This window comes from Amycolatopsis orientalis DSM 40040 = KCTC 9412, assembly GCF_000478275.1.
In the GTDB taxonomy this organism is placed as follows: domain Bacteria; phylum Actinomycetota; class Actinomycetes; order Mycobacteriales; family Pseudonocardiaceae; genus Amycolatopsis; species Amycolatopsis orientalis.
Window position 1 is genome coordinate 87,044 of sequence record NZ_ASJB01000085.1, and the last position, 25,520, is coordinate 112,563.

General features: G+C 69.5%; 27 protein-coding genes and 1 pseudogene. 11 read left to right on the forward strand and 17 right to left on the reverse strand.

Annotated elements, in window-relative coordinates; all coding sequences use genetic code 11:
- Positions 1-244: 244 nt before the first annotated feature.
- Both L324_RS42930 and L324_RS35285 read right to left on the reverse strand, forming a co-directional pair.
- A complete protein-coding gene (locus L324_RS42930) occupies positions 245-685 on the reverse strand; it encodes a hypothetical protein (protein ID WP_037319210.1) in 441 nt (146 codons plus the stop codon).
- Between the two features lie 40 nt (positions 686-725).
- On the reverse strand, positions 726-2,081 hold the full coding sequence (locus L324_RS35285; RefSeq protein WP_037319212.1) for a nucleobase:cation symporter-2 family protein: 1,356 nt from the start codon (positions 2,079-2,081) through the stop codon (positions 726-728).
- Between the two features lie 155 nt (positions 2,082-2,236).
- Here L324_RS35285 and L324_RS35290 point away from each other — a divergent pair, with 155 nt between their 5' ends.
- Positions 2,237-3,451 (forward strand): NAD(P)/FAD-dependent oxidoreductase, encoded by a 1,215-nt coding sequence (locus L324_RS35290; protein ID WP_037319214.1) that lies wholly within the window; start codon positions 2,237-2,239, stop codon positions 3,449-3,451.
- A gap of 32 nt (positions 3,452-3,483) precedes the next feature.
- A complete protein-coding gene (locus L324_RS35295) occupies positions 3,484-4,206 on the forward strand; it encodes a Clp protease N-terminal domain-containing protein (protein WP_037319216.1) in 723 nt (240 codons plus the stop codon).
- Positions 4,207-4,285: 79 nt separating this feature from the next.
- Here L324_RS35295 and gnd read toward each other — a convergent pair whose 3' ends face one another.
- Both gnd and L324_RS35305 read right to left on the reverse strand, forming a co-directional pair.
- On the reverse strand, positions 4,286-5,725 hold the full coding sequence (gene gnd / locus L324_RS35300; protein WP_037319217.1) for an NADP-dependent phosphogluconate dehydrogenase: 1,440 nt from the start codon (positions 5,723-5,725) through the stop codon (positions 4,286-4,288).
- Between the two features lie 291 nt (positions 5,726-6,016).
- Positions 6,017-6,925, reverse strand: coding sequence for an MBL fold metallo-hydrolase (locus L324_RS35305; RefSeq protein ID WP_037319220.1), 909 nt, complete (start codon positions 6,923-6,925; stop codon positions 6,017-6,019).
- A gap of 219 nt (positions 6,926-7,144) precedes the next feature.
- Here L324_RS35305 and L324_RS35310 point away from each other — a divergent pair, with 219 nt between their 5' ends.
- The 3 genes from L324_RS35310 (at position 7,145) to L324_RS35320 (ending at position 9,747) form a co-directional block, all read left to right on the forward strand.
- Positions 7,145-8,002, forward strand: coding sequence for a helix-turn-helix domain-containing protein (locus L324_RS35310; protein WP_005163455.1), 858 nt, complete (start codon positions 7,145-7,147; stop codon positions 8,000-8,002).
- Positions 8,003-8,068: 66 nt separating this feature from the next.
- Positions 8,069-8,884 (forward strand): SAM-dependent methyltransferase, encoded by an 816-nt coding sequence (locus L324_RS35315; protein WP_037319222.1) that lies wholly within the window; start codon positions 8,069-8,071, stop codon positions 8,882-8,884.
- Positions 8,885-8,898: 14 nt separating this feature from the next.
- Positions 8,899-9,747: an SAM-dependent methyltransferase gene (locus L324_RS35320; RefSeq protein ID WP_037319225.1), complete on the forward strand. Its 849-nt coding sequence runs from the start codon at positions 8,899-8,901 to the stop codon at positions 9,745-9,747.
- A 19-nt stretch (positions 9,748-9,766) separates the two neighbouring features.
- On the opposite strand, the gene L324_RS35325 is transcribed toward L324_RS35320, so the two are convergent.
- Together L324_RS35325 and L324_RS35330 are read right to left on the reverse strand one after the other, a co-directional pair.
- Positions 9,767-10,033 (reverse strand): hypothetical protein, encoded by a 267-nt coding sequence (locus tag L324_RS35325; RefSeq protein WP_037319229.1) that lies wholly within the window; start codon positions 10,031-10,033, stop codon positions 9,767-9,769.
- A gap of 4 nt (positions 10,034-10,037) precedes the next feature.
- Positions 10,038-10,310, reverse strand: coding sequence for a hypothetical protein (locus L324_RS35330; protein WP_037319232.1), 273 nt, complete (start codon positions 10,308-10,310; stop codon positions 10,038-10,040).
- Between the two features lie 351 nt (positions 10,311-10,661).
- Between L324_RS35330 and L324_RS35335 the strand changes: the two genes are divergently transcribed.
- On the forward strand, positions 10,662-10,916 hold the full coding sequence (locus L324_RS35335) for a DUF397 domain-containing protein (RefSeq protein ID WP_037319235.1): 255 nt from the start codon (positions 10,662-10,664) through the stop codon (positions 10,914-10,916).
- 59 nt (positions 10,917-10,975) lie between these two features.
- Here the strand turns inward: L324_RS35335 and L324_RS35340 are convergent, their stop codons facing one another.
- The 7 genes from L324_RS35340 to L324_RS35370 all read right to left on the reverse strand — a co-directional run bounded on the left by L324_RS35340 (position 10,976) and on the right by L324_RS35370 (position 17,505).
- Positions 10,976-11,524, reverse strand: a complete 549-nt coding sequence (locus L324_RS35340) for a hypothetical protein (RefSeq protein ID WP_037319237.1) — start codon at positions 11,522-11,524, stop codon at positions 10,976-10,978.
- Positions 11,517-12,647: a hypothetical protein gene (locus tag L324_RS35345; protein WP_037319240.1), complete on the reverse strand. Its 1,131-nt coding sequence runs from the start codon at positions 12,645-12,647 to the stop codon at positions 11,517-11,519. The genes L324_RS35340 and L324_RS35345 overlap by 8 nt, the downstream gene beginning before the upstream one ends.
- A 17-nt stretch (positions 12,648-12,664) precedes the next feature.
- Positions 12,665-13,069 carry a FixH family protein gene (locus tag L324_RS35350; protein ID WP_037319243.1) on the reverse strand — a complete coding sequence of 135 codons (405 nt, stop codon included), beginning with the start codon at positions 13,067-13,069 and terminating at the stop codon, positions 12,665-12,667.
- Between the two features lie 29 nt (positions 13,070-13,098).
- On the reverse strand, positions 13,099-14,547 hold the full coding sequence (locus L324_RS35355) for a DUF8832 domain-containing protein (RefSeq protein WP_051174277.1): 1,449 nt from the start codon (positions 14,545-14,547) through the stop codon (positions 13,099-13,101).
- Between the two features lie 152 nt (positions 14,548-14,699).
- A complete protein-coding gene (locus L324_RS35360; RefSeq protein WP_037319246.1) occupies positions 14,700-15,581 on the reverse strand; it encodes an oxygenase MpaB family protein in 882 nt (293 codons plus the stop codon).
- On the reverse strand, positions 15,578-16,126 hold the full coding sequence (locus tag L324_RS35365) for a TetR/AcrR family transcriptional regulator (RefSeq protein ID WP_161780904.1): 549 nt from the start codon (positions 16,124-16,126) through the stop codon (positions 15,578-15,580). The genes L324_RS35360 and L324_RS35365 overlap by 4 nt, the downstream gene beginning before the upstream one ends.
- Entirely contained in the window at positions 16,123-17,505 is a 1,383-nt protein-coding gene (locus tag L324_RS35370; RefSeq protein ID WP_037319251.1) for an amidase, read from the reverse strand. The genes L324_RS35365 and L324_RS35370 overlap by 4 nt, the downstream gene beginning before the upstream one ends.
- A 74-nt stretch (positions 17,506-17,579) precedes the next feature.
- Between L324_RS35370 and L324_RS35375 the strand changes: the two genes are divergently transcribed.
- Positions 17,580-18,584, forward strand: a complete 1,005-nt coding sequence (locus L324_RS35375) for a D-cysteine desulfhydrase family protein (protein WP_037319384.1) — start codon at positions 17,580-17,582, stop codon at positions 18,582-18,584.
- 78 nt (positions 18,585-18,662) lie between these two features.
- Here L324_RS35375 and L324_RS41915 read toward each other — a convergent pair.
- A pseudogene (locus tag L324_RS41915) lies at positions 18,663-19,214 on the reverse strand (DUF998 domain-containing protein); the annotation flags it as partial.
- A 53-nt stretch (positions 19,215-19,267) separates the two neighbouring features.
- Positions 19,268-20,041: a protein phosphatase 2C domain-containing protein gene (locus L324_RS35385; RefSeq protein WP_037319253.1), complete on the reverse strand. Its 774-nt coding sequence runs from the start codon at positions 20,039-20,041 to the stop codon at positions 19,268-19,270.
- Positions 20,042-20,102: 61 nt separating this feature from the next.
- On the opposite strand from L324_RS35385, the gene L324_RS35390 reads away from it, so the two are divergent.
- Together L324_RS35390 and L324_RS35395 are read left to right on the forward strand one after the other, a co-directional pair.
- Complete coding sequence (locus L324_RS35390; protein ID WP_004559389.1) at positions 20,103-20,312, forward strand: sigma factor-like helix-turn-helix DNA-binding protein; 210 nt, start codon at positions 20,103-20,105, stop codon at positions 20,310-20,312.
- On the forward strand, positions 20,312-20,836 hold the full coding sequence (locus L324_RS35395) for a Clp protease N-terminal domain-containing protein (protein ID WP_037319255.1): 525 nt from the start codon (positions 20,312-20,314) through the stop codon (positions 20,834-20,836). Before L324_RS35390 ends, L324_RS35395 begins: the two co-directional genes overlap by 1 nt.
- Before the next feature lie 9 nt (positions 20,837-20,845).
- Here the strand turns inward: L324_RS35395 and yczE are convergent, their stop codons facing one another.
- Positions 20,846-21,472: a membrane protein YczE gene (gene yczE / locus L324_RS35400; RefSeq protein WP_037319258.1), complete on the reverse strand. Its 627-nt coding sequence runs from the start codon at positions 21,470-21,472 to the stop codon at positions 20,846-20,848.
- Positions 21,473-21,533: 61 nt separating this feature from the next.
- On the opposite strand from yczE, the gene yczR reads away from it, so the two are divergent.
- Positions 21,534-22,988, forward strand: a complete 1,455-nt coding sequence (yczR, locus tag L324_RS35405) for a MocR-like transcription factor YczR (RefSeq protein ID WP_037319261.1) — start codon at positions 21,534-21,536, stop codon at positions 22,986-22,988.
- Positions 22,989-23,520: 532 nt separating this feature from the next.
- Here the strand turns inward: yczR and L324_RS35410 are convergent.
- On the reverse strand, positions 23,521-24,675 hold the full coding sequence (locus tag L324_RS35410) for a hypothetical protein (protein ID WP_037319264.1): 1,155 nt from the start codon (positions 24,673-24,675) through the stop codon (positions 23,521-23,523).
- Positions 24,676-25,040: 365 nt separating this feature from the next.
- On the opposite strand from L324_RS35410, the gene L324_RS35415 reads away from it, so the two are divergent.
- On the forward strand, positions 25,041-25,514 hold the full coding sequence (locus L324_RS35415; protein WP_037319266.1) for a sigma-70 family RNA polymerase sigma factor: 474 nt from the start codon (positions 25,041-25,043) through the stop codon (positions 25,512-25,514).
- The last annotated feature ends 6 nt before the right edge of the window (positions 25,515-25,520 follow it).

A 25,520-nucleotide genomic window follows, 5' to 3' on the forward strand; every position in this document is an offset into this window, starting at 1 on the left:
GGCGCTGTATACGCGAACCGAAGGGCGACCGCCGCAGATATGCGCGAGCGCACATGAATACACGCTGTGTGACTGGGGGCCGTCAGCTTCTTCGATCGGGTGAATAATTTTTGGTTAACCTCACCCATTCGGGGGTGACGTCCGGTAAAACTACTGCTTGGCCGTTCCCGGTGCGAAAGGTTCAGCTGGTGGATGACGACGACGTTTCGGTCGCCGACCTGCTCATTCGCGAGGGCTGGGATGATCACGAGGAGTCACGGGCAAAGTCACGCTGGAGAGTTATCGCGGTGGTGATCGCCGTGGTCGTCGCCTGTGGCGCGGCCGGTGTTCTCGTCGGATTCGACGGGGATCCCGAGCAGAACGCGGCGCCGAACCAGATCAGCGTCATCGAGATGCCGAAGCGACCGTCCGAGAACAGGGGAGCCGACGCGACGTCGGCCGTCCCGACCACGGAGACGGTCGGCACCGGCGAGCGCTCCGAAGGCGCTCCCTCGTCGCATGCCAGCAAGACGACCTCCAGCCGCCGTACGTCGAGTTCGGCGGCGGCGTCGTCCTCCGGCTCCCCGGACACCACGACCACCCCGACCTCGTCGAACGGACCGGCCGACCCGCCGAGGCCGACCGGCTCCTCGGGCGTGCCGCAGCCGCCCAACCCGACCCCGCCGCCGCCCAGCACGACGCCCACCGAGGAATGCAACCTGTGGCCGAAATGGCTTTGGTGCTGATCAGGGCGCTTTGAGCAGGTCCGGCTCCCGGCGTTTGCCGAGGTGGTTGAACAGCAGGTTGAGGGTGAAGGCGACGATCGCGGCGACCGTGATCGGGCTGCCGCAGATGGTCTGCAGCCACAGCGGGAAGTGCTGGAAGAAGATCGAGTTGCCGAACCGGTTCGTGGCGAACGCGGGCAGCAGCCCGACACCGAACGACACCGCGACGATGAAGGTGTTGTGGTTGCCGGAGAACTCCACCCTCTTCAGGTTCTGCACGCCGACCACGGCGACCATCGCGAACATGACCACCGCGACCGCGCCGATCACCGGTTCCGGCACGGCCGCGACGAACGCGCCGACCTTCGGCACCAGGCCCATCAGCACGAGCAGGCCGCCCGCCATCGCCACCACCCAGCGGCTGCGGACCCCGGTCATCTGCACCAGGCCGACGTTCTGCGCGAAAGCGGTGTCCGGGAACGAGTTCATCGTGCCGCCGAGGATGGCCGAGAGGCCGTCGGTGGCGAGGCCGCGCGCGAGGTCGGAATCGGTCGGCGGCCGCCCGGTGATCTCCCCGACGGCGACCAGGTCGGCGGTGGATTCGGTGTAGGTCACCAGCATCACGACGCACATCGAGAGCACCGCCGCGATCGGGAAGGTCGGCGGGCCGAAGTGGAACGGCGACGCGAGGCCGAACCAGTCGGCGTCGGCGATGCCCTTGAAGCTCACCAGGCCCATCGGGATCGCGGCGACCAGGCCGATCAGCAGCGCCAGCAGCGGGCCGATCTGGTTGGCGAAACCGCGCAGGACCCGGGTGAACAGGATGATCACCGCGATCACGCCGAACGCGAGCGCGAGGTTGGCGGGTTTCGCGTAGTCCGGCGATCCGGTGTCGTGGCCGGCGATCAGCCCGACGCCGGGGGCGATCAGCGAGATGCCGATGACGACGAGCAGCGTGCCCGAGACCAGCGGCGGGAAGAACCGGATCATCTTCGCGAACGGTTTGGCGATGAGCAGGCCGAACACGCCCGACGCGAGCATCGCGCCGTAGACGGCCTGCATGCCGTACTGGGAGGCGATCATGATCATCGGGTTGACCACGGTGAAGGTCGCGCCCGCCACCACCGGCAGCCGGATGCCGAAGAGGCGCCCGATCCCGACCGCCTGAATCAGCGTCGCGATGCCCGCGACCAGCAGATCCGCGTTGACCAGCAACGCGATCGTCGCCGCGTCCAGTTTCAGCGCGCTGCCCACGACGAGCGGGACGGCCACCGAACCCGCGTACATGATCGACATGTGCTGAAGGCCGAGCAAAGTCAGCTTCGGCAGCGGCGGGCGCTGGTCGACCGGGTGGACCTCTGGCGGGCTGGAGCTCATGTAACCCCCTGTGACGCGCGGGAACAACGGCGATCAAGCTAAGTCGCCCGGGATGACCGTAGCGCGTCGGCCGCATGAGGATCACGTTTCGAAGGGGCGGTCGAACGGGCCGGACCTGTGTTGAATGGACATCGGGCACAACGGAAGGAGCGCCGATGGAGACCGTCCTCGTCGTAGGAGCCGGGCAGAGCGGGTTCGGGGTGGCGACCTCGCTGCGGGACAAGGGGTTCGACGGGCGGGTGGTCCTGATCGGCGACGAACCCGGTCTGCCGTATCAGCGGCCTCCGCTGTCGAAGGGCTATCTGGCCGGGACGGCGGGCGACGCCCAGTTGCGTCTGCGGGCCGAGGACTTCTTCGCGGAGAAGGGCATCGAGCTGATCGGCGGCCGCGTCGCGTCGGTGGATCGCGACGGCGCGAAGGTGGTACTGGAGGACGGGACCGTTCACGAGTACGACCATCTCGTGCTGGCGACGGGCTCGCGCAACCGCGTACTCCCGGTACCGGGATCCACTTTGGACGGTGTGTTCACCTTGCGCACCAAGGACGACGCCGATGTGCTGCGTGCGGCTCTGGAAAGCGCGGAGAACGTCGTGGTGGTCGGGGGCGGCTTCATCGGCCTCGAATTCGCCGCGCACGCCGGGCGGCCCGTGACGATCGTGGAGGCGCAGGACAGGCTGATGGCGCGTGTCGCGACTCCGGAGGTCTCGGCGTACTTCGCGGCTCTGCACGAAGAGGCCGGGCATACGGTCCTGCTCGGCCAAGGGGTCGCCGCGGTGCGCGGTGAGAACCGGGTGGCCGAGGTCGAACTGAGCGACGGGAGCGTCCTGCTCGCCGATCTGGTGCTGGTCGGCGTCGGCGTGGAGCCGAGGACGCGGCTCGCCGAGGAGGCCGGGCTCGCCGTGGCGAACGGTGTCGTCGTCGACGAGCATCTGCGCACGAGCGACCCGAAGATCTCGGCGGTCGGGGACTGCGCGAACTTCCCGTGCGTCCAGGCCGGGACCGCGACGCGGCTGGAGTCGGTGCAGAACGCCGTCGACCAGGCGCGGGCGGCGGCCGCGGCCATCGTCGGCGAACCGGCCCCGTACGACAGCCTGCCGTGGTTCTGGACCGATCAGCTCGGCGCGAAACTGCAGATCGCGGGGATCTTGACCGGGGCGGAGCGGACCGTCGTGACCGGCGACCGGGAGGGCGGGAAGTTCTCGGTGCTGTCGTTCCGGGACGGTGTCCTCGCCGGTGTCGAGTCGGTGAACCGGCCACCGGACCACATCGCCGCGCGCCGCCTGTTCGCGGCGGATCCGGCGCCGCGGTTCGAGACGCTGGAAGCCAACGGGTTCGATCTCAAGGCCACCGTCGCGTCAACCCGAGGTTGACGATTGAAGATCGTCAACCTAAAGTTGACGGTATGACCACTCCAGTCCGTCTCGACGACCTCATCTCCCATATCAAGCAGCAGCATCCCGACGGCGACGTGCTCGGCCAGCTGTCCGACGCGGTCTTCCTCGGCGAGCACCTCGGCGAAGTGGCCGACCATCTGATCGGCCACTTCGTCGACCAGGCGCGGCGTTCCGGCGCGTCCTGGACCGAGATCGGCAAGAACATGGGGGTGTCCAAGCAGGCCGCCCAGAAGCGCTTTGTCGACTCCGGTGGCTCGTCGCTCGAAGACCTGGTGAAGGTGTTCGGCCGCTACACCGACCGCGCGAGGCACGTCGTCGTCGCGTCGCGGGACGAGGCCGTGGCGGCCAAGAGCCCGCAGATCGAGCCCGTGCACCTGGTCCTCGGCCTGCTGGCCGAACCGGCCGCGCTCGCCGCCGGGGCGATCGTGGCGCAGAACGTGACCCTCGACGCCGTCCGCGAGGCCGCGGTGGCACGGCTGCCGGAACCTACCGCCGAACCGGTGGAGGCGGCGAAGATGGCGTTCGGCGCGCAGGCGAAGAAGGCGCTGGAACTGACCATGCGGGAAGCGCTGCGGCTCGGGCACAACTACATCGGCACCGAGCACATCCTGCTGGCCCTTTTCGAAATCGACGCCCCTTTGCTCACGGAGCTGGGAATCACGAAGGCGAAGACCGAAGCGACGATCCTGCAGGCGCTGGCGGAGATCGTCGCCGCGCGCGGGAAGGGCTGAAGGGGCCCTTCACCGCATGTGACGCGGTGAAGGACGCTTTCGTCGCATGAGATGCGGGGAAGGTTCCCTTCAGCTCTTGTCAGGCGGAGGACTCGGGACGGCCGTCGGCCGCCCAGGCGGTGTGGAACGAGCCTTCGCGGTCGACCCGGCGGTAGGTGTGGGCACCGAAGTAGTCCCGCTGCCCCTGCACCAGCGCGGCGGGGAGCCGCTCGGCGCGCAGACCGTCGTAGTAGGCGAGCGCGGTGGAGAAGCCCGGCGTCGGGATGCCGAGCCGTACCGCCGTGGAGATCACCGAACGCCAAGAGTCCTGGGCGTCCTCGACGGCCTTCCGGAAGCCACCAGAGGTCAGGAGCGTCGGCAGCGCGGGCTCCTCGGCGTACGCGGCGGTGATGTCGTTCAGGAACTTCGCGCGGATGATGCAACCGCCGCGCCAGATGGACGCGACCTTGCCGAGGTCGATGTCCCAGCCGTACTCGGCGCCGCCTGCCTGGATCTGGTTGAAGCCCTGGGCGTACGCCACCACCTTCGACGCGTACAGCGCCTGTTCGACGTCGTCCGCGAAGGTGTCCAAAGCGGACCCTGTCAGCGGAGCACGCGAAGGGCCGCCGAGACCGCGAGAGGCCTCACGCAGGTTCGACGAACCCGACAGCGACCGCGCGAAAACGGCTTCGGCGATCCCGCTGATCGGCACGCCCAGGTCCAGTCCGATTTGGACGGTCCAGCGGCCGGTGCCCTTCTGCTCGGCCTGATCCGCCACGATGTCGACGAAGGGCTTGCCCGAGGCGGAGTCGGTGTGGGCCAGGACCTGCGAGGTGATCTCGATCAGGTACGAGTCCAGCCGTCCGGAGTTCCAGGTCTGGAAGACTTCGGCGATCTCGGCGGGGGAGTAGCCGCCGGCGCCGCGCAGCAGATCGAAGGATTCGGCGATCAACTGCATGTCGGCGTACTCGATGCCGTTGTGCACCATCTTCACGAAGTGCCCGGCGCCGTCCGCGCCCACGTGCGTGCAGCAGGGTTCGCCGTCGACCTTCGCCGAGATGTCCTCGAACAGCGGCCCCAGCGACCGGTACGACTCCTTGGACCCGCCCGGCATGATGCTCGGCCCGTGCAGCGCGCCCTCCTCGCCGCCGGACACGCCGGTGCCGACGAAGTGGATGCCCTTCTCGCGCAGCGCGGCCTCGCGGCGGCGGGTGTCCGCGAAATGCGCGTTGCCCGCGTCGACGATCACGTCGCCCTTTTCCAGGAGCGGGACGAACTCGTCGATCACGGCGTCCGTCGGCGCCCCGGCCTTGACCATGATCACGACCTGGCGCGGTCGTTCCAGCGCGTCGACGAACGCCTGCGCCGAATACGCCGGGATGAAGTCGCCTTCGTCCCCGAACTGTTCGACCAGTTCCTTCGTCCGCTTCTCGGAACGGTTGTGCAGGGCCACCGTGTGCCCGTGCCTCGCCAGGTTCCTGGCCAGGTTGCGGCCCATGACCGCCAGTCCGGTGACCCCGATGCTCGCCTTCTTGCTCATCCGCACCCTTCCGCGTCGATTCCCCTGCCGAGCCTATCCCCGGTGAGGGATACGGCGCCGGGACGAGAAGGGATCAAACGAGAGTTGTCCACAACCGGGTCGACCTGTGGACAACTCGGCTCGGTTGGCCAGGGTGGTCGGGGGGTGCCGGTACGCTGGGCTCGGGGTCGCCCCCCAGGGACGGGTGGGGGGCTGGGGTTCGGGCGCGCGAGGGGGGCGGGCGTTGCGAAGGCCACATTCACCACCGTGAACGCGGGCTCCGCGACGTCGGGTGCGGGCTGGGTGGAGCCGTCAGGAGAAGCACCGGATCGGGGCACCGTTGTAGGTGACCATGTCCGCCAGCGCCGCCTGAAGATCGATCGGCGCACCCCAGTCGAGGCCGTCGAGTTCGGCGTAGGCGCGATGCAGGTTCGCGGGCAGCCGTTCCTGTTCGGACAGTGCGTCGTAGGGCCGGAGGTCGGCTCCGCGAGCGGCCTGGAGCGGCGTCAGACCGGCGGCCTTCCCCCAGGCGGCGAGCTTCTGCAGGAAGCCGAGATAGCCGTCCACGACATCGATCGCCTCCGGCCCGCAGATCGGGCCGTGCCCCGGCACGATCGTCTCCGGCTCCAGCTCGCGGACCACGTCCAGCGCCTTCCGCCAGCCGGCGGGCGAGCCCATCAGCGCGAACGGGCTGCCGCCGTTGAAGATCAGGTCGCCGACGAACAGCACCCGCCGTTCCGGCAGCCAGACCAGCACGTCGTTCGTGGTGTGCGCGGCGTGCCCCGGATGGATCAGCTCCAGCCGGACATCGCCGGCGTGCACGGTCAGCCGGTCGTCGAACAGGACTTCGGGCGGCCGCAGCTCCAGATGGCCCCAGTCGTTCCCGGTGAACGCGTTCCCGTAGGTGTTGATCCCGGTCGCGACCATCACCTCACGCGTCTTCCGGTGCCCGACGATCGTCGCGCCGGTCGCCAGGTAGTTGCCGTTCGTGTGATCGCCGTGGTGATGGGTGTTGATCACGGTCGTCACCGGCGCCCCGGCGGTGGACGCCGCCGTCTCCAGGAGTGCGCGTGTGCGCCGTTCGGTGGAACAGGTGTCGATGATCACGGTGTGGTCGCCGCCGTCGACGAAACCGCAGTTGTTGATCCACCATGAGCCGTCGGGCTGGACGTACCCGAAGACACCATCGGTGACCTGCCGGGCGAAGGGTGATTGGGCCACTCGGTCACTATGCCCGACCAAGGTGTCCGAAATGTGATGAGTCGCTCCGCCACCAGGGTGACGCACCAGGTGACTGGTGTTTTCAGCCGTTTCCTGGAACGCTGCGCAATGTCATCATCGAACCCCGCAAGGTGGTCTACCCTGGGTGGGTTCGAATGTTCGCGCGCAGGACGGCGGGGAACCGTGGTCCTGGCTATGTGGTCCGGGAGAGCAAGGCTGATGGCCAGCACCGTCACCTCGCGCCGGAAGCAACTCGGAAACGAGCTCCGGCATGCCCGCAACGCCGCGCGGATGACACAGCAGCAGGTCGCCGAGGTTCTCGGCTGCACCCAGGGCAAGGTCAACAAGATCGAGTCCGGTGCCGTCGGGGTCAAGCTCGGGGATGTGCGATCGATGCTGAACGCGTTCGGGATCAACGGCGACGAGGCCGACACGCTGATGAACCTGGCCCGCGCCGCGGCCGGGCAGCGCGGCCATTGGTCCGGGTACCGATCCGTGGTGCCGCATTGGTTTCGCACCTTCACCGACCTCGAACCCGCCGCCGCGGAGATCCTCACCTGGCACGGCGAGCGCATCCCCGGCCCGCTGCAGTCCGAGCACTACATGCTCAAGCAGTTCACCGAAGCGGGCGCCACCGACGTCACCTCGCTGGTGCGCAACAGGCTGGACCGCAAAGCCGTTTTCGAGCAACAGCAGCCGCCCTACTACCGGTTCATCATCAGCGAAGGCGCCTTGCGCCGCGCTCCCGGTGGTTCCGCGCCCGCGGTGATGCTGGACCAGGTCGAGCATCTGCTGGCGCTGGACAAGCATCCGCGCGTGTATGTGCACGTGTTGCCGTTCGGCGCCCGGCTCGCCGCCGTGCCCAACGATTTCACCATCATGCGTTTTCCCGACCGCACCAGGGATTTCGTCTACATCGAGCATTCCGCCGGCGGGTTGTACCTCGACGACGTCAAGGACTTCAACATCTTCGTCGACTCCTGGGACAGGTTGCGCGGAGCCGCGCTGGAACGCCAGGAGACCCGGCAGTTCCTCAAGGAACTCGCCGAGCTGTACCGCAATCAGATGCAATCCTGAAAGCGCGGGATATCCCTTCGGTAGGGTTACGGCACATCACTGCGGCCGAGTGGACAGGGGCAGGACGTGGACCCGGAGTTCGTACCCGAGGGCGTCGATCTCGAGCGGCCCAACGCCGCCCGGATCTACGACTGGGCACTCGGGGGAACCGCGAACTGGGCGGTGGACCGGGAATTCGGCGAGCAGCTGGTCAAGGCCTTCCCGCTCATCCGCACCGGCGCCAGGGCGAACCGCGCCTTCCTCGGCCGCGCAGTGCGTTATTGCGTCGAAAACGGCGTGACCCAGTTCCTCGACCTCGGTTCCGGCGTGCCGACCGTCGGCAACGTCCACGAGATCGCCGACGACGTCGACGCGGACAGCCGCTGCGTCTATGTCGACAATGAACCGGTCGCCGTCGCGCACGCCAAGATCCTGCTGGAGAGGGGCGGCGACCCCGCCCGGCACGCGGTGATCGGCGGCGACCTGCGCGACGCGGACGACGTCTGGGAGCGCGCCTTCGACACCGGCGTGCTCGACCCGGCGAAACCGGTCGCCCTGCTCACCGTCGCGGTCCTGCATTTCGTGCCGGGCCCCGAACTCGGCGGGATCATCGCGCGCTACCGCAGGCTGCTGCCCGCCGGTTCCTTCTACGTTCTTTCCCACGTCACGATGTCCGGCGTGGAAGGTGACGAGCTGGAACAGATCCAGCGCGTCGTCAAACAGTACGACCAGTCGAGCACGCCCGCCTCCTTCCGGGACCGGGAAGAGCTCCTGGGCTTCTTCGGGGATTTCGAACTCGCGGAGCCAGGTCTGGTCCCGGTCGGCGCATGGAGGCTGGACGACCCCGGCTCGCCTACGCTTAACTGCGTCATCGGCGGGGTCGCCCGCAAACCCGCTTTCTGACGAGGTGTGACGGCATGACCACGCAGCAGGATCCCGTAGCCCCCGAAGGTGTCGACCTCGAACGACCCAACGTGGCCAGGGTGTACGACTGGTTCCTCGGCGGCTCGGCCAACTGGGCCATCGACCGCGAGTTCGGCGCGCAGGTGCTCAAGCAGTTCCCTGAAGTCAAGACGTTCGCCCGCGTCGGGCGCGACTTCCTCGGCCGCGGCGTGGGATACCTGGCGCGCCAAGGGATCACACAGTTCCTCGACATCGGCTCCGGGGTCCCCACCGTCGGCAACGTCCACCAGATCGCGAGCGCGATCAACCCGGACTCCCGCGTCGTCTACATCGACATCGAGCCGGTCGCCGTCGCGCATTCCCAGCTGCTGCTGGAACGTGAGGGACTGCTGGGGCGGCACGCGGTCCTGCAGGGCGACGTGCGCGACCCCGACGACATCTGGAAACGCGCCCTCGAAACCGGGGTGCTCGACCCTCGCCAGCCGATCGGGCTGGTCATGGTGGGCCTGCTGTACTTCCTCGGCCCGGACGAACCGGTGCACGAGATGGTCAAACGCTACCTCGACCTGCTGCCGTCGGGTTCGTACTTCCTGTCCTCGCATCTGACCGAGGACGGCGTCACCCGTAAGGCCGGCGACAACCGCGAGAACGTCCAGGAGCTGTACAAGAAGACGAGCGCGCCGTTCCACCTGCGCTCGCGCGCGGAGTTCGCGGCGTTCTTCGACGGCCTGGAGATGGTGGAGCCGGGGATCGACTGGATGGCCGCCTGGCACCTCGACGAAGCGGCTTCACGGGCGAGCGCCAGGTTCGCCGACGACCCGACCTTCACCGGCGGATTGGGCGGGCTGGGCCGCAAGCCCTGAGACCAGGACTCCGGAGCGATCAGGCCCGGCCGGTCAGATGCCCGATCAAGGGCGACAGCTCGAAGTGACCTTCGAGTGGACGGCCGGTCCTGATCAGGTCCCGGTGCCCGCAGCGCCGTCCGGGGAAATCGACTTCGGAGTTCCACGGCGGCTGCTTGCGCAGCGGCGCCTGGATGAGGCTGAACCCGAACCGCTGACGCAGTTCGAGGCCGATGTTGCGGCGCTTCGCGGACGCCAGGCGTTCGTCCTCACGGCGGAACAACAGCGTGGTGAGGCGGACGGCCATCCGGTCACACCCCCCGGCTCGGACGCGGCAACCGCGTCTGGTCCGCCGAACCGGCCAGGCCGAGACAACGTTCACAGGGCATCCCCGCGCCGACAGGGATCCATTCCAGGTGGTCGTAGGGCATCGCCGCGCCGCAGCGGGCGTGCAGGAATTCGGGGTGCGAACCCCCGGAGTGCAGGTCGAACAGATGCGCGGAGCGGCGGCTTTCCCCCGCCGTCCCGGCCATGAGCCTGCCGACGGCCAGTACCGTCGCAGGCATGGTGTCCTGAATGATCACGCTGATCCTCCCCCACGAGGTCGGCGATGGGTGGTCATGCGCCGCGGGGTGATGCTCCGGCCGGTCACCTGCCGTCGGTGGCCTGCTGGAACGGCGAAACCCCTGCTGAACGCCCACCCGGTGGCGCGTGCCGCCGAGGTTTCTGCAGACTGCGAGCGATTCACCAACAACCGAGCCCCGGCCGCTGCGATTAATCCTACTCCTGGAATAATCTTCATGTCGAGGGTGGGCGGAGTTGATCACCCACTTGGCCGTGCGGGATAGTCCCGTTGAGGCAAGGAGAAGCTGGGGCAGTGACGGTTCGCGCTGGTGGCGGCCCGCACCCCCGACCGACGTTCGGAGGTACGACCAATGGCCGATTATCCATCGGCGGCGGATTACGATCCGACCACGGCCGTGTCGCTGTTCGACGACGCCGCGTGGGAGAAGTCCTTCGCGAGCGAGCCCAACGGGGGGAACTGTGTCGAGGTCAACCTCGGCCGGGAAGGCCTGGTCGGGGTGCGCGACACCAAGCTGGCCACCAGTCCCGTCTTCGTCTTCGATTCCGGTGAGTGGAACGCGTTCCTCAAGGCGGTCAAGGCAGGACAGTTCGATCTGAGCCCATGACGAACGGCTCGCGTGCCCATCCGGGACACGCGAGCCATCCGATCTTCGGTCACACCGAGTCACACCGGGGCCGGGAGCCCGTTTCCGCGCAACCTGGACTTCGTGCGCCGCCAGGCGACGACGATCAGGACGGCGAGGACGATCAGCGGGATCAGGCTGATCGACCAGCTCACCGCCATCGGCGGCCCCGGCTGTTCGAGCACCGTCAGATCGCGGAGTTCCCCCGTCCCCCGGCCGGCGGGCCCGTCGATCTCGAACCGGAACGTCCACGCCCCCTCGGTCTTCAGCGCCCGGATGTCCAGCCCCCACACCTCCAGCTTCCGCGGATGCTTCGCCAGCGGCTGCGGCCGGCCCAGCCGCCCGGTCTCCGGATTGACGAACGCGAGCGTCCCCGACTTCCCGGCGATCCCGTCGTCCGGGATGAACGTGAAGTCCAGCGACTGCATGGCCCGCAACGGCCAGGTGCTGAACCCGACCGTCATCCCGTACGGGCCGACCTGCACCCGTTCGGTATGGACGATGTTCACCGGTTCGTAGGCGTTCGCCGCGGGTGTGGTCGCGAACAGCAACCCGATCGCCGCCGCCAGCGCCAGCAAGGCCTTACGCATGCGTGTTCTCCCCTTTCGCCGGGGCCAGCAGCCTCAGCATCCCGCCGAACCGCCACCCGGCGAACCCGCCGAGCAACCCGAACACCGCGCCCACCGCGGCCGTCCCGAACACGACCGGCCAGTCGAGCGAGCCCCCGTAGACGATCACGTTCTGGATCGGCATGGTCGCGCCGATCAGCAGACCGCCGATCCCGCCCGCCAGCACCGAAACACGGCCAGCGGACCAGCCTCGCCGCGAAAGCAGGTAGACCGCTTCGAGTACCGCGGCGATCGGCAGCAACGCCATCGGCATCATCGCGGGCATCGCGGGCACGCCGTCGATGTAGTCGCGCATCGGCAGGCCGACGGCGCTCGCGTACGCCTCCGCGGCCCACGGCGAGAACCACCAGGTGATCGCCTGGATGACCGCGAGCGCAACGGCGACCCGCACGGCTCCGCCCGGCCTGCCCCAGAAACCCGCGCCCGCCGAGACCAGCAGTACCGAAAGGAACGCGATACCCACGGAGACGACGTCGATCGGGTCGGCGTCGATCTGCTGCAGCCCCAGCACGGTGACCGTGCTGAACGCGATCAGCACACCGAGGCTGCCGACCACCCCGGCCGTCCCCCAGCGGTGTTCCCGCGCGGCCGCGAACACCATGACGGTGCCGATGATGCTCAGCGTGATCGACAGCAGCAGCCCGATGTGCGGCGGCGAGTCGATCACCGCGTCGAAGCCGTACAGGCCGTGCCACCACTGGTCCCACAGGCCGTACAGCAGGAACATCGCCGCGCCCGCCCCGGTCACCAGATAGCCGGCCGGTGCGGCGAAGACCTTGCCGAAGACGTTGATCGCGCGGCCGCCCACGCGTGCGTCGACCGGACGGCCAGCCCGGCGCGCCGCCGTGGTCATCAGCACGACCACGAGGCTCGCGAGCCCGGAGATCGCGCTGCCCGAATACAGGAACAGATGCGGCAACGTGAAGAACGTGTCCGGGCCGACGTCGCCGTGCCACTGGATGTCCCAGGTCAGCCCGATCAGCGAGATCACCGATCCGGCCAGCACCGTGCCCGCCGGCACGAGTCCGGTGCGCTCGGTTCGTGTCACCGAGGCGACCCTCGCCCCTCCCGCGGTGAGATCCATACCCCGACCTCCCTCTCTTACTTGACCAGCAAAGGAAAAACGTGCTGCGTGGCGCCGGACGGCCCGCGCAGTGAAACGGTGATCTCCCATTGGCCCGACATCGGCAGCAGGACGTCGCCGGTGCGATACCGGCCCGGTGCCTCCGCGATCGCGGGAGACGGCGCGAGGGCGTGTCCCATCTGCGGCATGACGGGTTCGAGGGTGACGACTTCCGGAGTCGCGCCCGTGACGCTCACGGCGAAGACATTGCCGCCCTGGTGCGGATCTTCGACCGACAACTGCACGGTGTACGGGCCCTGAGTAGACGACTGCACCTGCGCCCCGCCGCCGGAAGGCCACAGCAGCCAGGCCACGATCGCCACCACGAGCACGGCGACCACGGAGATGAGCAGGGCGGGCCTTCGTCTGTCCACTGTGTTCATTGGGGAGTCCACTGTGTTCATTGAGGAATTCACTGGGGCGCCCCTCCCGGCGGTATTTCGAGCTGCATGGGCACGGTCAGCACCGTGTAGTCGCGTTCGGCCTGCAGCCAGATCCGGTACTTGCCGGGGGCGGCGAAGGTGTAGGTGAACGGGACGGCGGGGCCGTACGCGGCGACGGTTTCGTCGGGTTTCCCTGGCATGCCAGGGGATTGCGGGATCATCGAGTGCACGTGGGCCCAGGTCGGCGCGGCAGCGGCATCCGCGCCGACCCGGCCGTCGCCGGTTATCGGGCCGACGACGATCAGGTGGCCGAGCATGCCCAGCCAGGGTTGGAGATCCGCGCGGGCGAACCGGGCGGTGATCGTCGTCGGCGTGCCCGGTTCGATGTCGATGTCGACCGGGTTGCCGCCGACGACCCGCGGACCAGCCCCCGCGGGCACCGGCTCGGCGGGGGATTCCGCCCCAGCCGCGACAGGCATCGTGGTGCGGACCAGTTGGACGCCACCGCCCCGCCGCGCGAGTTCGGCGGCGACCGCGTAGGTCCCGGACTCGGGCGGGGTGAACTTCACCCGGTAGTCGCCGGGGCCGACCCGCACCGGATGCAGATGCCAGAGCCTGCCCGTCGGCGAGATGACGACAAGATGGATCAAAGCGTTGTCGTGCACCAGAAGATCGTCGACCGGGCGGCCGGTCGCCCCGTCGGCCAGCGCGATCCGAACCTCGGCGAGCCCGCCCGCCCTGGCGCCGGGGGAGTGCACGGCGAGATTCACCGGCGGCCGCGAGAAGTCCACTGTGGACAACTGCGCGTTCGCGTACGGGTCCTGGATGTTGTCGATCGTCGGGTCCAGTGCCGCTCCTGGCGCGGGCGGCGGCGGGGTCGACGCGGAAAGCATCGCGCCGGTGATCGCGACCGCGAGCGCGGCGACCATCCCGCCCGCCGGGATCAGCGCGAGTTGTGGCCGTTTGACGCGCATCGCGATGACGAGACCGATCACGAGGAACACCCCCGCGGCGACGAAACCGCCGAAAGTGGCCTTTTCCCACGGAGGGATGACCCTGGCCGGGACGATGAACGGGATCGACCCGGTGTCCGTCCCGTCGTCGAGGCCGAGTTCCCATGGCCCCGGTCGGTCGACCCGCAGCAGCGCCGAATAGGCGCCGGGCCGTTCGCCCAACTGGACCGTGGTTTCGGAAAAAGTCGTCCCCGCGGTGGACGCGCGCAGTTTCAGCGTGCCCGGCGCGCTCCCGGCGTGCGTGACGACGTCGACGTGCAGTGGACCGGGTGCGATGTCCATCCGCCGCAGCACGATCGTGAGATCCCGGGTGCCGAGCGTCTGCGCGACCTGCACGTCCGCCCCGCTCGACACGCCGTCCGCCTGGGCCGTGCCGCCCGACAGCAAGAACGCCAGCGCACAGAGCACGAGTACGCGGACGATGACCAACGGCGCCGTGCGCCGCCCCCTCGGTGAATTCCCCATCCCGGCTGAAGTTAGCGACGGCGCCAAGGGAAAGCGTCACGGCGCGGGGTGAACCGGGGTCCCCCGTAAAGGGGACTGCGTCCCTTACTCCGGTGGGGTTTTCACCCGAGTGAAAACGGTTTCAGGTTTTCCAGCAGGGCGCGTTCAGAGGACTAAACGCGGGCGCTTCCGGGGCCGGTGGTGCCGCCCAGGAAACGGTACGCGCGGGGGTGGGCCCGGAACCAGACGTTCAGCCTGCCGATCCGGCGCACGAGCGAGGAGCGCAACGGCACCGGCACCAGCCCGCCGAAGACCCGGACCGCCGTGCGGAAGCGGTCGAACCGGCGCTGGTCCCGTTCTGTCCACTGTAGACCGAGGCGATCCCGGAGCGCGGGCGGCAGCGTGCCCCGGATGACGAACATCTGCCCGCGGTACTGCCACCGTTGAAGCCGTGTCCAACGTTGGTCGGGTAGCCATCGCCACGGCTTCTTCACCGTCCGGATCGTCTCGAACAACGTCGAGATCGTCTCGTTCGGACCGAATCCGTCGAGCATTTCCGCGTAGTACCGCTCGAATTCCGGCCAGGTCGGGGGCAGATCCTGTTCGCGCAGACCGAGGAGGCGCCCGACATCGCACATCTGCGCGTAGTATTCGTCCAGTTCGGACCTGGTCATCGGTGTGCCGTAGAACCGTTGTGTGTCAACGGGAACCATGACGAGGGTGGCGTGAACCCAGGCGTACGCGTGCGGATTGAGCGCGCTGTAGCGGTGACCGTCGGCGTCGACCCCGGTGAACGAGCGGTGCAGGGCGCGCAGCCGGTCCGCCTCGTACCGGGCTCCCGCCGGTCCGCCGTAGATGTAGATGGACAGCGACGCGGCCGTGCGCATCAGCCGGGTCCACGGATCCTCGATGTAGTCGGAATGATCCCGCACCCCGGCCGCCACGACCGGATGCGCGACCTGCAGCACCAGCACCTGACCGGCCAGCAGCCCGGCCCGGAAGTCCCCGAAGTACCTCCACGCCGCCGTCCCCTTGACGATCGGCGGACCGCTCATGACGCGCCGCGGACGAGCATCATCAACGGCAGCGCCACCTCCACGCCGTCGTCGCCGGTGGCGAGCCTGCGCAGCTGCAGCCCGGCGATCAGTGCCACGACCGGTCCGGTCAGGCGTTCCGGCGACGCGACACCGAGCGTCCGCAGGATCACCAGCGCGAGTTCGTCGTAGGCGGCGAAACAGCGCGCGGCCGCGTCCTGGAGTCCCGGATCGCGCGCGGCCTGCAGGTACAGCTCGTGCGCGCCGAGTTCGTCGGTGCCGAACGGGAGCTGCGCGATGACCTGTTCGACCACCGACGCGGCCTGTTCGACGCTCAGCCCCTGTTCGCGGTAGGCGTCGACGAACCCGGTCAGCTTCGCGGTCTCTTCCTCGACGAACAGCAGCATCGCCTCGCGCAGCAACGCGGTCTGGCTCGGGAAGTGGTAGGTCAGCGTGCCGAGTGAGACCTCGGCTTGCCGCGCGATGCGGCGGTTGGTCAGCCCGCCGACCCCCTGTTCCCCGACCACCTTGAGGGCGGCGTGGAGGATGGTCTCGCGGGTGTTCACCAAGCGGTCTCGGGTTTGCGGTCCTGCCACCGTTCGACCTCTTCCAGTTGCGCCGCCAACGAGATCAGCCGTTCCTCGGAATGCGAGGGGCCGAGCAGCTGCCCGCCGAGCGGAAGCCCCGCCGGGCTAGGTCCGGCAGGTACGTTGACGCCCGGCCAGCCCAGCACGTTCCACGGCCAAGCGTAGGGGCACGCGGCGATCATGGCCTGGTCGGTCTGCCAGCCGCTGAGCCGGTCGAAACTGCCGATCCGCGGCGGCGGGGTCGCGGTGGTCGGGGTGAGCAGCACGTCCACCCGGCCGAACACCGAGCCGATCTGCCGCTGCAGCACCGGTTCCGCGGCCCTGGCGAGCCGCAGCGCCGGACCGGCGAGCGCCGAACCCTGCCGGGCGTTGGCCCGGGTACGCGGATCGAGCCGCGCCTGGTCCGGGACGCGACGGGACCAGTCACGGACGCCGACGAGCGACCGCGGCAGGAAGGTGAGGCCGATCAGCCGGTAGTCCGGTTCGACCTCGACGATCTCGTGGCCGAGTTCGGCGAACCGCTCGGCGAGCCGGACGACGGCCGCGTGCGCGTCCGGGTCGAGCCGGGTTTTCGTGGCGGTGAAAGGGATCCTCGTGGACAACCCGATGCGCATCCGGCCCGGTTCACGGCGGGCGGCCGACTGGAACGCGGTGCCGGTCCCGGCGGCGACGTCGAGCAGCAGGGCCGCGTCGGCGACGGTGCGCGCGAGCGGGCCGACCACGGTCAGGCCGTGGAACAGTTCCCGTTCGGTCGGGACGCGGCCGCGTTGCGGTTTGATCCCGACCAGATCGGTCCACGCGGCCGGGATCCGGATCGACCCGGCCCCGTCGGAACCCAGCGCGGCGGCGATCACCCCCGACGCGATGGCCGCCGCCGCGCCGCCGGAGGAACCGCCCGGAGTGCGCTCGGGGTCCCACGGATTGCGGGTCGCGCCGAACGCCGGGCCTTCGGTGAAGGGCCATTGGCCGAGTTCAGGGGTGTTGGTCTTGCCGATGAGCACCGCGCCCGCCGCGCGAAGGGCGGCGACGGGCGGGGAGTCCGCCGTCGCGGGGGAGAAGTCGCCTTCGCAGCCGAACGCCGTCGGCAGCCCGGCGACGTCGAGGTCGTCCTTGATCGCGGTGGGGACGCCGAGCAGGGGAGCGGTCTCGCCGCGGGCCAGCCGCCGGTCCGCCTCTTCGGCCTCGCGAAGGGCGTCCTCGTGGCGAAGGCACTTGAAGGCGTTGAGGGTCGGCTGGCTCGCTTCGGCGCGTTCGAGCGCCAGGCGCGTCAGCTCGACGGAGGACGTCGCCCCACTGGCGAGCAGTGCGGCCTGTTCCGCCAGGCCGGTGAACGCGAGGCTCGGTTTCGAGGTGGTCATGGCTCCCCCTGCACGTCTCGTTCGTTCAAACGAACGATACCACCGAGTAGTGTCGGTGTGGTTACGTGACTTTCATGAACCTCGATCGCTTCCCCCGCGTCGACCTCGGCGGCTGTCCGACGCCGCTGCATCCGGCACCCCGTTTGGGCGAGGCCCTCGGCCTGAAGAACCTGCTGCTCAAACGGGACGACGTGCATCCGCTGGGGGTGGGCGGCAACAAACTGCGCAAACTCGAATTCCTGCTCGGCGCGGCGATCGAGTCGGGCGCCGACACGGTGATCACCTTCGGCGCGCTGCAGACCAACCACGGCCGTCAGACCGCCGCGGCCTGCGCGAAGCTCGGACTGCGATGCGAACTCGTGCTCACCGCCAAGGTGCCGCGTGACGGCGACGCCTACGAACGGTCCGGCAACGTCGCCCTCGATCACCTCTTCGGCGCGAACGTGCACATCTGCCGGGACGGCGAGGAGACCGGCAGGACCTACGACCGGCTGATCACCGAGGCCGCGGCCGAGGGCCGTCAGGTGGCCACCTTCCCGGTCGGCGGCTCCGACGCCGTCGGGGCGCTCGGCTACGTCGCCGCCGCGCAGGAGATCGCCGGGCAACTCGCCGAGCGTGGCATCACCAAGGCGCGGCTGATCGCCCCGCACGCCAGCGGTGGCACCGCGGCCGGGCTGATCGTGGGGACGGCGGACCTCGACCGGCTGACGCTCGACATCGCCTGCGTCAGCCACCCGGTGGACGAGGCTCTGGACAACCTGTCCGACCTCACGACCGCGGCATCCGCCCTGCTGGGCAGGACGCCGCCGTCACTCGAAGGACTGCGCATCGACGACCGCGCGATCGGCCCCGGCTATGGCATCCCGACCGACGGGACCTGGGACGCGGTGCGGCTTTTCGGTCGTATGGAAGGGATCGCGCTCGATCCCGTGTACACCGGCAAAGTGGGTGCCGCGCTGATCGCGTGGGCCGCTGAAGGCCATTTCGCGGCCGACGAGCACGTTGTTTTCCTGCACACGGGCGGACTGCCCGGCCTCTACGGGTACGCCCCGGAATTCGCCGACGCGGTGAGCCGCTGACGCGACCTTCAGCATCCCGGCGATCAGGATCACGTGGGCTACCAGCGAAAGCCGTTGCGCGACACCGACCGGGACGATGTCGGTCAGTGTCATGAAGAACGGGATGTCGGACAGGCGCACGAAGATGAAGCTGAGCCCGAAGACGATCAGGCCGGTCGCGCTGCCCCAGGCCAGGCGGCCGACCTGCCTGGCCGCGGGGGTGCCGCGCAGGTTGTCGCGCAGGGTGAAACCGGCGGCGGGCAGGCTGAGGAACGCGATGAGGCAGGCGTAGAGGTGGATCTCGCCGCTGACCGGATCCGGGAATTCGGGGTAGCTCGCCGGGAAGATCGCGGCCGCCGCCAAGCCGAGCGACCACAGCACGAAGAGCAGTTTCGTGGTGCGGCTGAGCGGGACCCCGGCCGCGGCCAGCGCGCCGAGCGCGGTGAGCGAGCCGATGGACAGCGAGAGCACGCTGGCCCCGAGCATGCCCGTGCCGCGGTCGACGTAGGCGTAGCTGGACAGCGTGTCGAACACCGGATCGCGCGAACTGATCAGATGCAGCACCACCATGGTGAGCAGTGCCCAGCCGATGGCCGCCGCCGACGCGATCAGCCAAGGTCTGACACGCGATCTCTCCCCGGGGAACGTCATGGGTCCAGGGTGCTCGCGCGGACGCGGCTTTCCGATCCGGGAAGCCCCCGGTTTTACCCTGGGGCTACCCGGAAGTCGACCAGTACCAGTAGCTGGTCATCGTGCCTTTTCGCACGGGGCCAGCGTTCGCCGTCGGGGTCCTGTTTCTCCGCCGTGCGCACCGCGTCGAGGACCGCGTCCGGACCGCGTTCCCGGCTGATGGCGAGCACTTCCGGCCAGTCGAACAGGTCGTATTCGTCGACCCCGATCGCGACGCCGTCCGTCGCCAGCAGCAGGGCGTCGACCTCCGAGCGCGGCCAGCTGCGGCGGACGGCCTCGGCGGCCGCCTTCGGTTCCGCCTCGGCGACCCAGAAGCCGTCCGGCGCGTTGCGTTTGGCGCGGACGTCGGAGCCGGTGCGGAGCTGACCGCCGCCGCGCAGCGAGACCAGCCTGTCGTCGGTGAGCGGGTCGGCGCCGTCGGGCCCGAACGCGACGATCGGGCTGTCGGCGAGCACGAGTCCGTCGACGGTGTCGTCCGTCCAGCGCGCGATCGCGACCGTGCTCGACGGCGAGCGGCCCGGTTCGAGGCCTTCGCGCCGGGCGACGTCGGCGATCGACTCGGCCAGCAGGATCGCGAGATCCGCTCCTGGTTCCGCGTCCAGTGCCTGCGAGAGGCTGTGCACCAGCAGACTCGCGTACCAGCCGCCGGACGGGAGATCCGGCTGCGGCGAGGTCGCCCCGTCCAGCACCACCACGGCGTTTCCGAGCACGGCGACGTGGTCTTCGGTCGGGCGCGGTGATCCGTCCGGGCCGACTCCGTCCCTTTCCGCCACTGAGATTTCGGCCATGCCCCGACCCTAACTGTCAACTCTGGTTGACACAGGACGCATGTCAACGTAGGTTGACGTCATGACCGAAGCGACAGATCTGGCCGCGCGAGCCGGTGACCGTGATCCCCGCGTGGGATTGCGCGCCGTCGCCGCCTTGCGCCGGCTGTTGGAACAACTCGAGGCCGTGCAGGTCCGCAGCGCGCGGGTGCATGGTTGGTCCTGGCAGGAGATCGCCGCCGAGCTGGGGGTCAGCAGGCAAGCGGTGCACAAGAAATACGGGAGGCACTGATGTTCGAACGCTTCAGTCACGAAGCCCGCGAAGTCGTCGTCGGGTCACAGCGGGTCGCGTCGGACGAAGCGGCCGCGACCGTCGACCCGCTGCACCTGCTGACATCCCTCGCCCGGAACACGGGCGTGCTGACCACGCTGGGCTGCCCGGCCGACGAACTGGCCGACGATCTCCGGCGCGTACGTCGCCGGGGCGGGATGAGCGACGCCGATGTCGAAGCGCTGAGCGGATTCGGCATCGACGTCGAGCACATCGTCGAACGGGTCGAGCAGACCCACGGCCCCGGCGCGCTGACCGGTGGGCAGCGGAGCGGGCGCGGCCATCGGACCTTCACCGCGGACGCGAAGAAGGTGCTGGAGAAGGGCCTTCACGAAGCCATCGATGCCGGTGACAAGCGCATAGAGGCCGAGCACCTCCTGCTCGCGCTGACGGCCCTTCCCGGCGTCGCGGCCGACGTCCTCGCTCAGCGGGGGATCGACTACCTCGCCGTCCGGCGGCTGCTGGAGCGCCGCCAGGCCAGCTGAGGAGATCACTCACGAGCGTTCACGCCAGACGGTCAGCGGCAGGAAGGCCTGCGTGAGCGGCCCGATGGCGAGCGCGTAGAGGATCGTGCCGATCCCGACGGTGCCGCCGAGCAGCCAGCCGGCGGCCAGGACGGTGATCTCGATGAGGGTCCGGACGAGGCGGATCGACCTGCCCGTCCGGGCCGCGAAGCCGGTCATCAGCCCGTCGCGGGGGCCCGGGCCGAGGCGCGCGCCGACGTAGATCGCGGCGGCGAGGCCGTTGAGCACCACCCCGGCGACCAGGTTGAGGAGCTGCCAGCCGAGGACGTGCTGGTCGGGCAGGAAGACCCGCACCAGGTCGACGGTGAGCGAGATGACCACGATGTTGGCGACGGTGCCGATCCCGGGCCGCTGCCGCAGGGGGATCCACAGCAGGAGCACCGCGACCGAAGCGAAGGCGGTGACCGTGCCGAACGTGAGGCCGGTGATCTTCATCAGGCCTTCGTGGAGGACGTCCCACGGATCGAGGCCGAGGCCGGACCTGGTCAGCATGGCCATGCTGCCGCCGTAGAGGGCGAGCCCGCCGACGAGCTGGATCGAGCGGCGGGTGGTGTCGTGCGAGATGCCGACAGGTCTGAGGTCGAGTTTTAGTGCCACGTGTGCACCATCAGGGGTAAGTGGCTACCTTGACCATGGCCAATCCGCAATAATTGGTCTTATGGAACCGCTGATTCCGCTGACTGGACGCGTTTCGGGCCTGAAATTGGCCACTTTGCTGGGAAGTTGGCGGCAAAGTGGTTCTCGTCACGGCGCCGCCGATCTCGCGGCGGCGGTCGAGCTGCTCGTCCTCGACGGCAGGCTCCCGCTCGGCACGAAGCTCCCGGCCGAACGGGAACTCGCCGACGCGCTGGAGGTCAGCCGCACGCTGATCGGCGCCGCGCTGGACAAACTGCGGGCCGACGGGCTGGTCGCCAGCCGTCGCGGGGCCGGATCCTGGATCGCGTCGCCCGGCGGCCGGGGCCGGGAGACGCTCCTGCCGTCCGGCGAGGACCTCATCGACCTAGCCCAGGCCTGCCCGCCCGCCATCGCCGGCCTCGTCCCCGCCGTGGACGCCGCCCGGAAGGCGCTGGGGGACCACCTCGGCGAGAACGGCTACCACGTGCGCGGACTGCGGGTCCTGCGCGAGCGGATCGCCCGCCGCTACACCGAACGCGGGCTGCCGACCAACGCCGATCAGGTGATGGTCACCAACGGCGCGCATCACGCGTTCGTGCAGGTCCTGCGGATGCTGGCCGGTCCCGGCGACCGGGTGCTGGTCGAGCAGCCGACGTACCCGAACGCGCTGGAGGCCATCGGCGCCGCGCACGCCATCCCGGTCCCGGTGCCGCTGGATCCGGCCACCGGCTGGGACGTCGTCGGCATCGAGGCCGCCCTCCGGCAGTCCGCGCCGCGGCTCGCGTACTTCGTGGTGGACTTCCAGAACCCGACCGGACTGCGTCTGGACGCCGACGGCCGTCAACGGCTCGCCGCCGCGCTGAGCCGCGCGCGGACGCCGTCGATCATCGACGAGACGATGGTCGAACTCGATCTCGAAGGCGATCCGGTCGACGGGCCACCGCCGCTGGGCGTGTTCGCGGGCGATCTCGGCATCACCATCGGCTCGGCGTCGAAGTCGCATTGGGCCGGGCTGCGGCTGGGCTGGATCCGCGCTTCGGAGGACGTCATCGGCAGGCTGATCGCGGCCCGCTTCGCCGTCGACCTGGGCTCCCCGGTCTTCGAACAGCTCGTCCTCGCCGAACTGCTCGACGACGGCGGGGCCGCGCTGGCGCACCGCCGCGAGGAGACGCGGGCCTTGCGTGACGCGTTGACCGGGGCGCTGAACTGGTATTGCCCCGATTGGACGTTCACCGTGCCGCCGGGCGGGCTCGCGCTGTGGTGCCGTCTGCCGGAGCCGATGAGCACGCGGCTGGCCGTCGCGGCGGCGGGGCACGGGGTGCAGGTGGCGCCGGGCTCGCGGTTCGGCGTCCACGGTGGACTGGAGCGCTGGTTGCGGCTGCCGTACGCGCTGCCTGCCGACCGCCTCTTCGAGTCCGTACGGCGACTGGGCGCGGCCGCCGCTTCGGTGTCCGCCACCCCCGTCACGGCCACCCCTGCTTCCGTCCAGGTCACCTGACGCCCTCCTGACCTCGCATTTCGTCCTCTGGATGCGGTACTTGCGTGTGCAACTACCGCATCCAGAGGACGAAATGCGAGGAGTACGGGGCCGAAAACGGAAATAGCCGGTGCGCCGGCGGGGCGGCCGATGCTCCAGGGAGGGCATCGGCGCCGCACGACCAGCGCACCGGCTATCCGGCCCGCCCCGGGGTCGAAACCCCGGGACGGGCACCGCGGCGGTTACCCGGCACAGCCCCTCGACGTGCCGGGAACCGCCCGCGGATCAGGTGGTCTTCGAGCTTGGCCGGCTCCTGCTCGGCGCGGTGAGCAGAAGCCCCCGAAGTCCACCCGGTGCTGGTCCCGGCGCCGCAGGGGCAGCGCGGCGCCGGGGCCGGGATCCGAACCGGCCGGGCGCGGTCGGCCGTTCGGGAAGACGGGGAAACCTGAACGAGGGCAGGCTGAAACGCGACTGGGCCGGGGTTTCTCAGAAGACGCCGAAAACCGAAGTTGATCTTGGTTTGGACGTGGTTCTCCCCGGCGACCCGATCAGGTCAGTCGGGGGAGGTGGCGGGAAGCGCGGCTTCCCTGCCGGTGCGTTCGCCTTCGTGATCGCAGCCGGTGCCGATGAGCTTCAGCTGCGTGGCCGGGATCCCGGCGTCGAGTACGGCGAGCGGCCCGCGGCCGCCGCCGGAGTTGTCGTGCCCGGGGGAGGCGCTCGTCGTGGGCGCGAGCGGGGCCACCGGGGTGCTCGGCAGGCCACCGCCGCCGCCCGAGCCGCCGCCGTCCGGGGACGCGTGCGTGTCGGACGGCGCGGGTGCGGCCGGAGCGGGCTGGACGTCGAGCTTGACCCGGACGGGCAGGGTGACGACGCGGTGGGTCTGGGGTGCGCTTACCGGAGCGGGCGTCTCGGCCGGGAGGACCGGAAGCGGGGCCGGGGTGACGGGCACGCTGGGCGCGACGGTCTTGGCCGGGACGGCGATGGTGACCGAGCCGCTCGCCGATTCGCCCGAGCCGCCGCCGAAGACCGGGTCGAGCACGTCGCCGACGCCGGGAAGGATCGTCGGGGTGCCCGACGCGCAGCAGGGAGCCGGGGTCAGGATCGGCGTGACGACCTTCTCGCCGATTCCGCCGACGACCCCGCCGACCGTTTCGACGACGCCGCCGACGGTGTTCGTGACGACGTCCAGTACGCCGCCGATGAGGCCGCCCAGCAGACCGTTGGCCGCCTGGGGCGTCGCGGTCTGGGTGCTCTTGTCGGCGGTTTTCGCGGCGGGTTCCGAAGAAGTCGCCTTCTCGACGGAACTCTCGGCCGAAACGGCCTTCTCCTCGACGGTGGCCTCAGGCTCCTCGCTCGGCGCGGGAGCGGGCTCTTCGGCCGGGGATTCGGTCTCGGGGGATTCTTCCTTCGGCGATTCGGTGGTTTCCGTGGCTTCGGTGGGTTTCGTGGCCTCGACCGTGCCGGAGTCCGAAGTGGACTCGTCCGGAGTAGTCGATTTCCCGGACTCGGTTTCGGTCGACGGCTGGACCACGGAGGTCTCCGGCGTCGTGGCCGTCGGTTCCTCGGCCGAAGCCGGGCTGCTCAGGACGGCGCCGAGGATCCAGCCGGTGACCGCGAGTCCGCAGGCGAAAAGGATTCGCGCGCCCGCGTTCGACGGCGTCTTCGGCGCGATGAGGCCGCGAGGACGCACGACTGCCGTACCACTCATGGCAATCACCGCCGTCCGCGCCTGAAACCCACGTTCTCCGCGTGAGTTCGATCTTTCTTGGGGTCTCTTCCGGCCAGGTCGCAGTTCCCCCGGGGCTGCACCAGTTTTAGCACCGGAGGGGAGTGTTTCACCTCCGCCGCCGCCGATCCAGCCCGTTAGGCGGAACGACGCAACCGGCTCCGGTGCCTGGAGTACCGAAGTTGATCACTCTCGGTGTGTGTCACACGGCCATCCGGGCACACGTGGAACTACTCAAATCCTCGGTGACCTGACCTTTTCCGGATCCTCGCTGCGGTGTGTGCCGTCGAAGTCGCGTTCGGTGATCGTGCCGGCGGACTTGAGCCGCCGGGAGGGGAGTGTCCGCGATGTGGGACGTGAACGCGGTGTCGGCGGCGGTGCTCAGCGTGCTGAAGACCTACCGGCTGAGCGAAGCGGACGCCAAGGACGTCTGTCAGGAAGCGTGGCTGGAACTGTTCCGCGCGCCGGGTGTGCTCCGCGACGAAGCGAAGCTCCGGGCTTGGCTGACGACCACCGCGCGGCGCCGCGCGCTCCGGATGATCTCCAGGAACAGGCGCGAAACTCCGCGTCCGCTCCCCGATCCGGAGCCGACCCCGGAGGCCGAGGTCGTCCGCGCCGAACGCGACCGCGCGCTCTGGGCGGCGGTCGATCGCCTGCCGGACTCGCACCGGCGGCTGATGTGGCTGATCGCGCACCGGCCGGAGCTGTCCTACGCGCAGCTCGCACGGGAACTGGGGCTCAGCCCGGCCAGTGTGGGCAGGGTCCGAAGACGGTGTCTGGACCGCCTCGCCCGCGCTCTCGAAAAGGGCGGATGGGTCTGACGGACA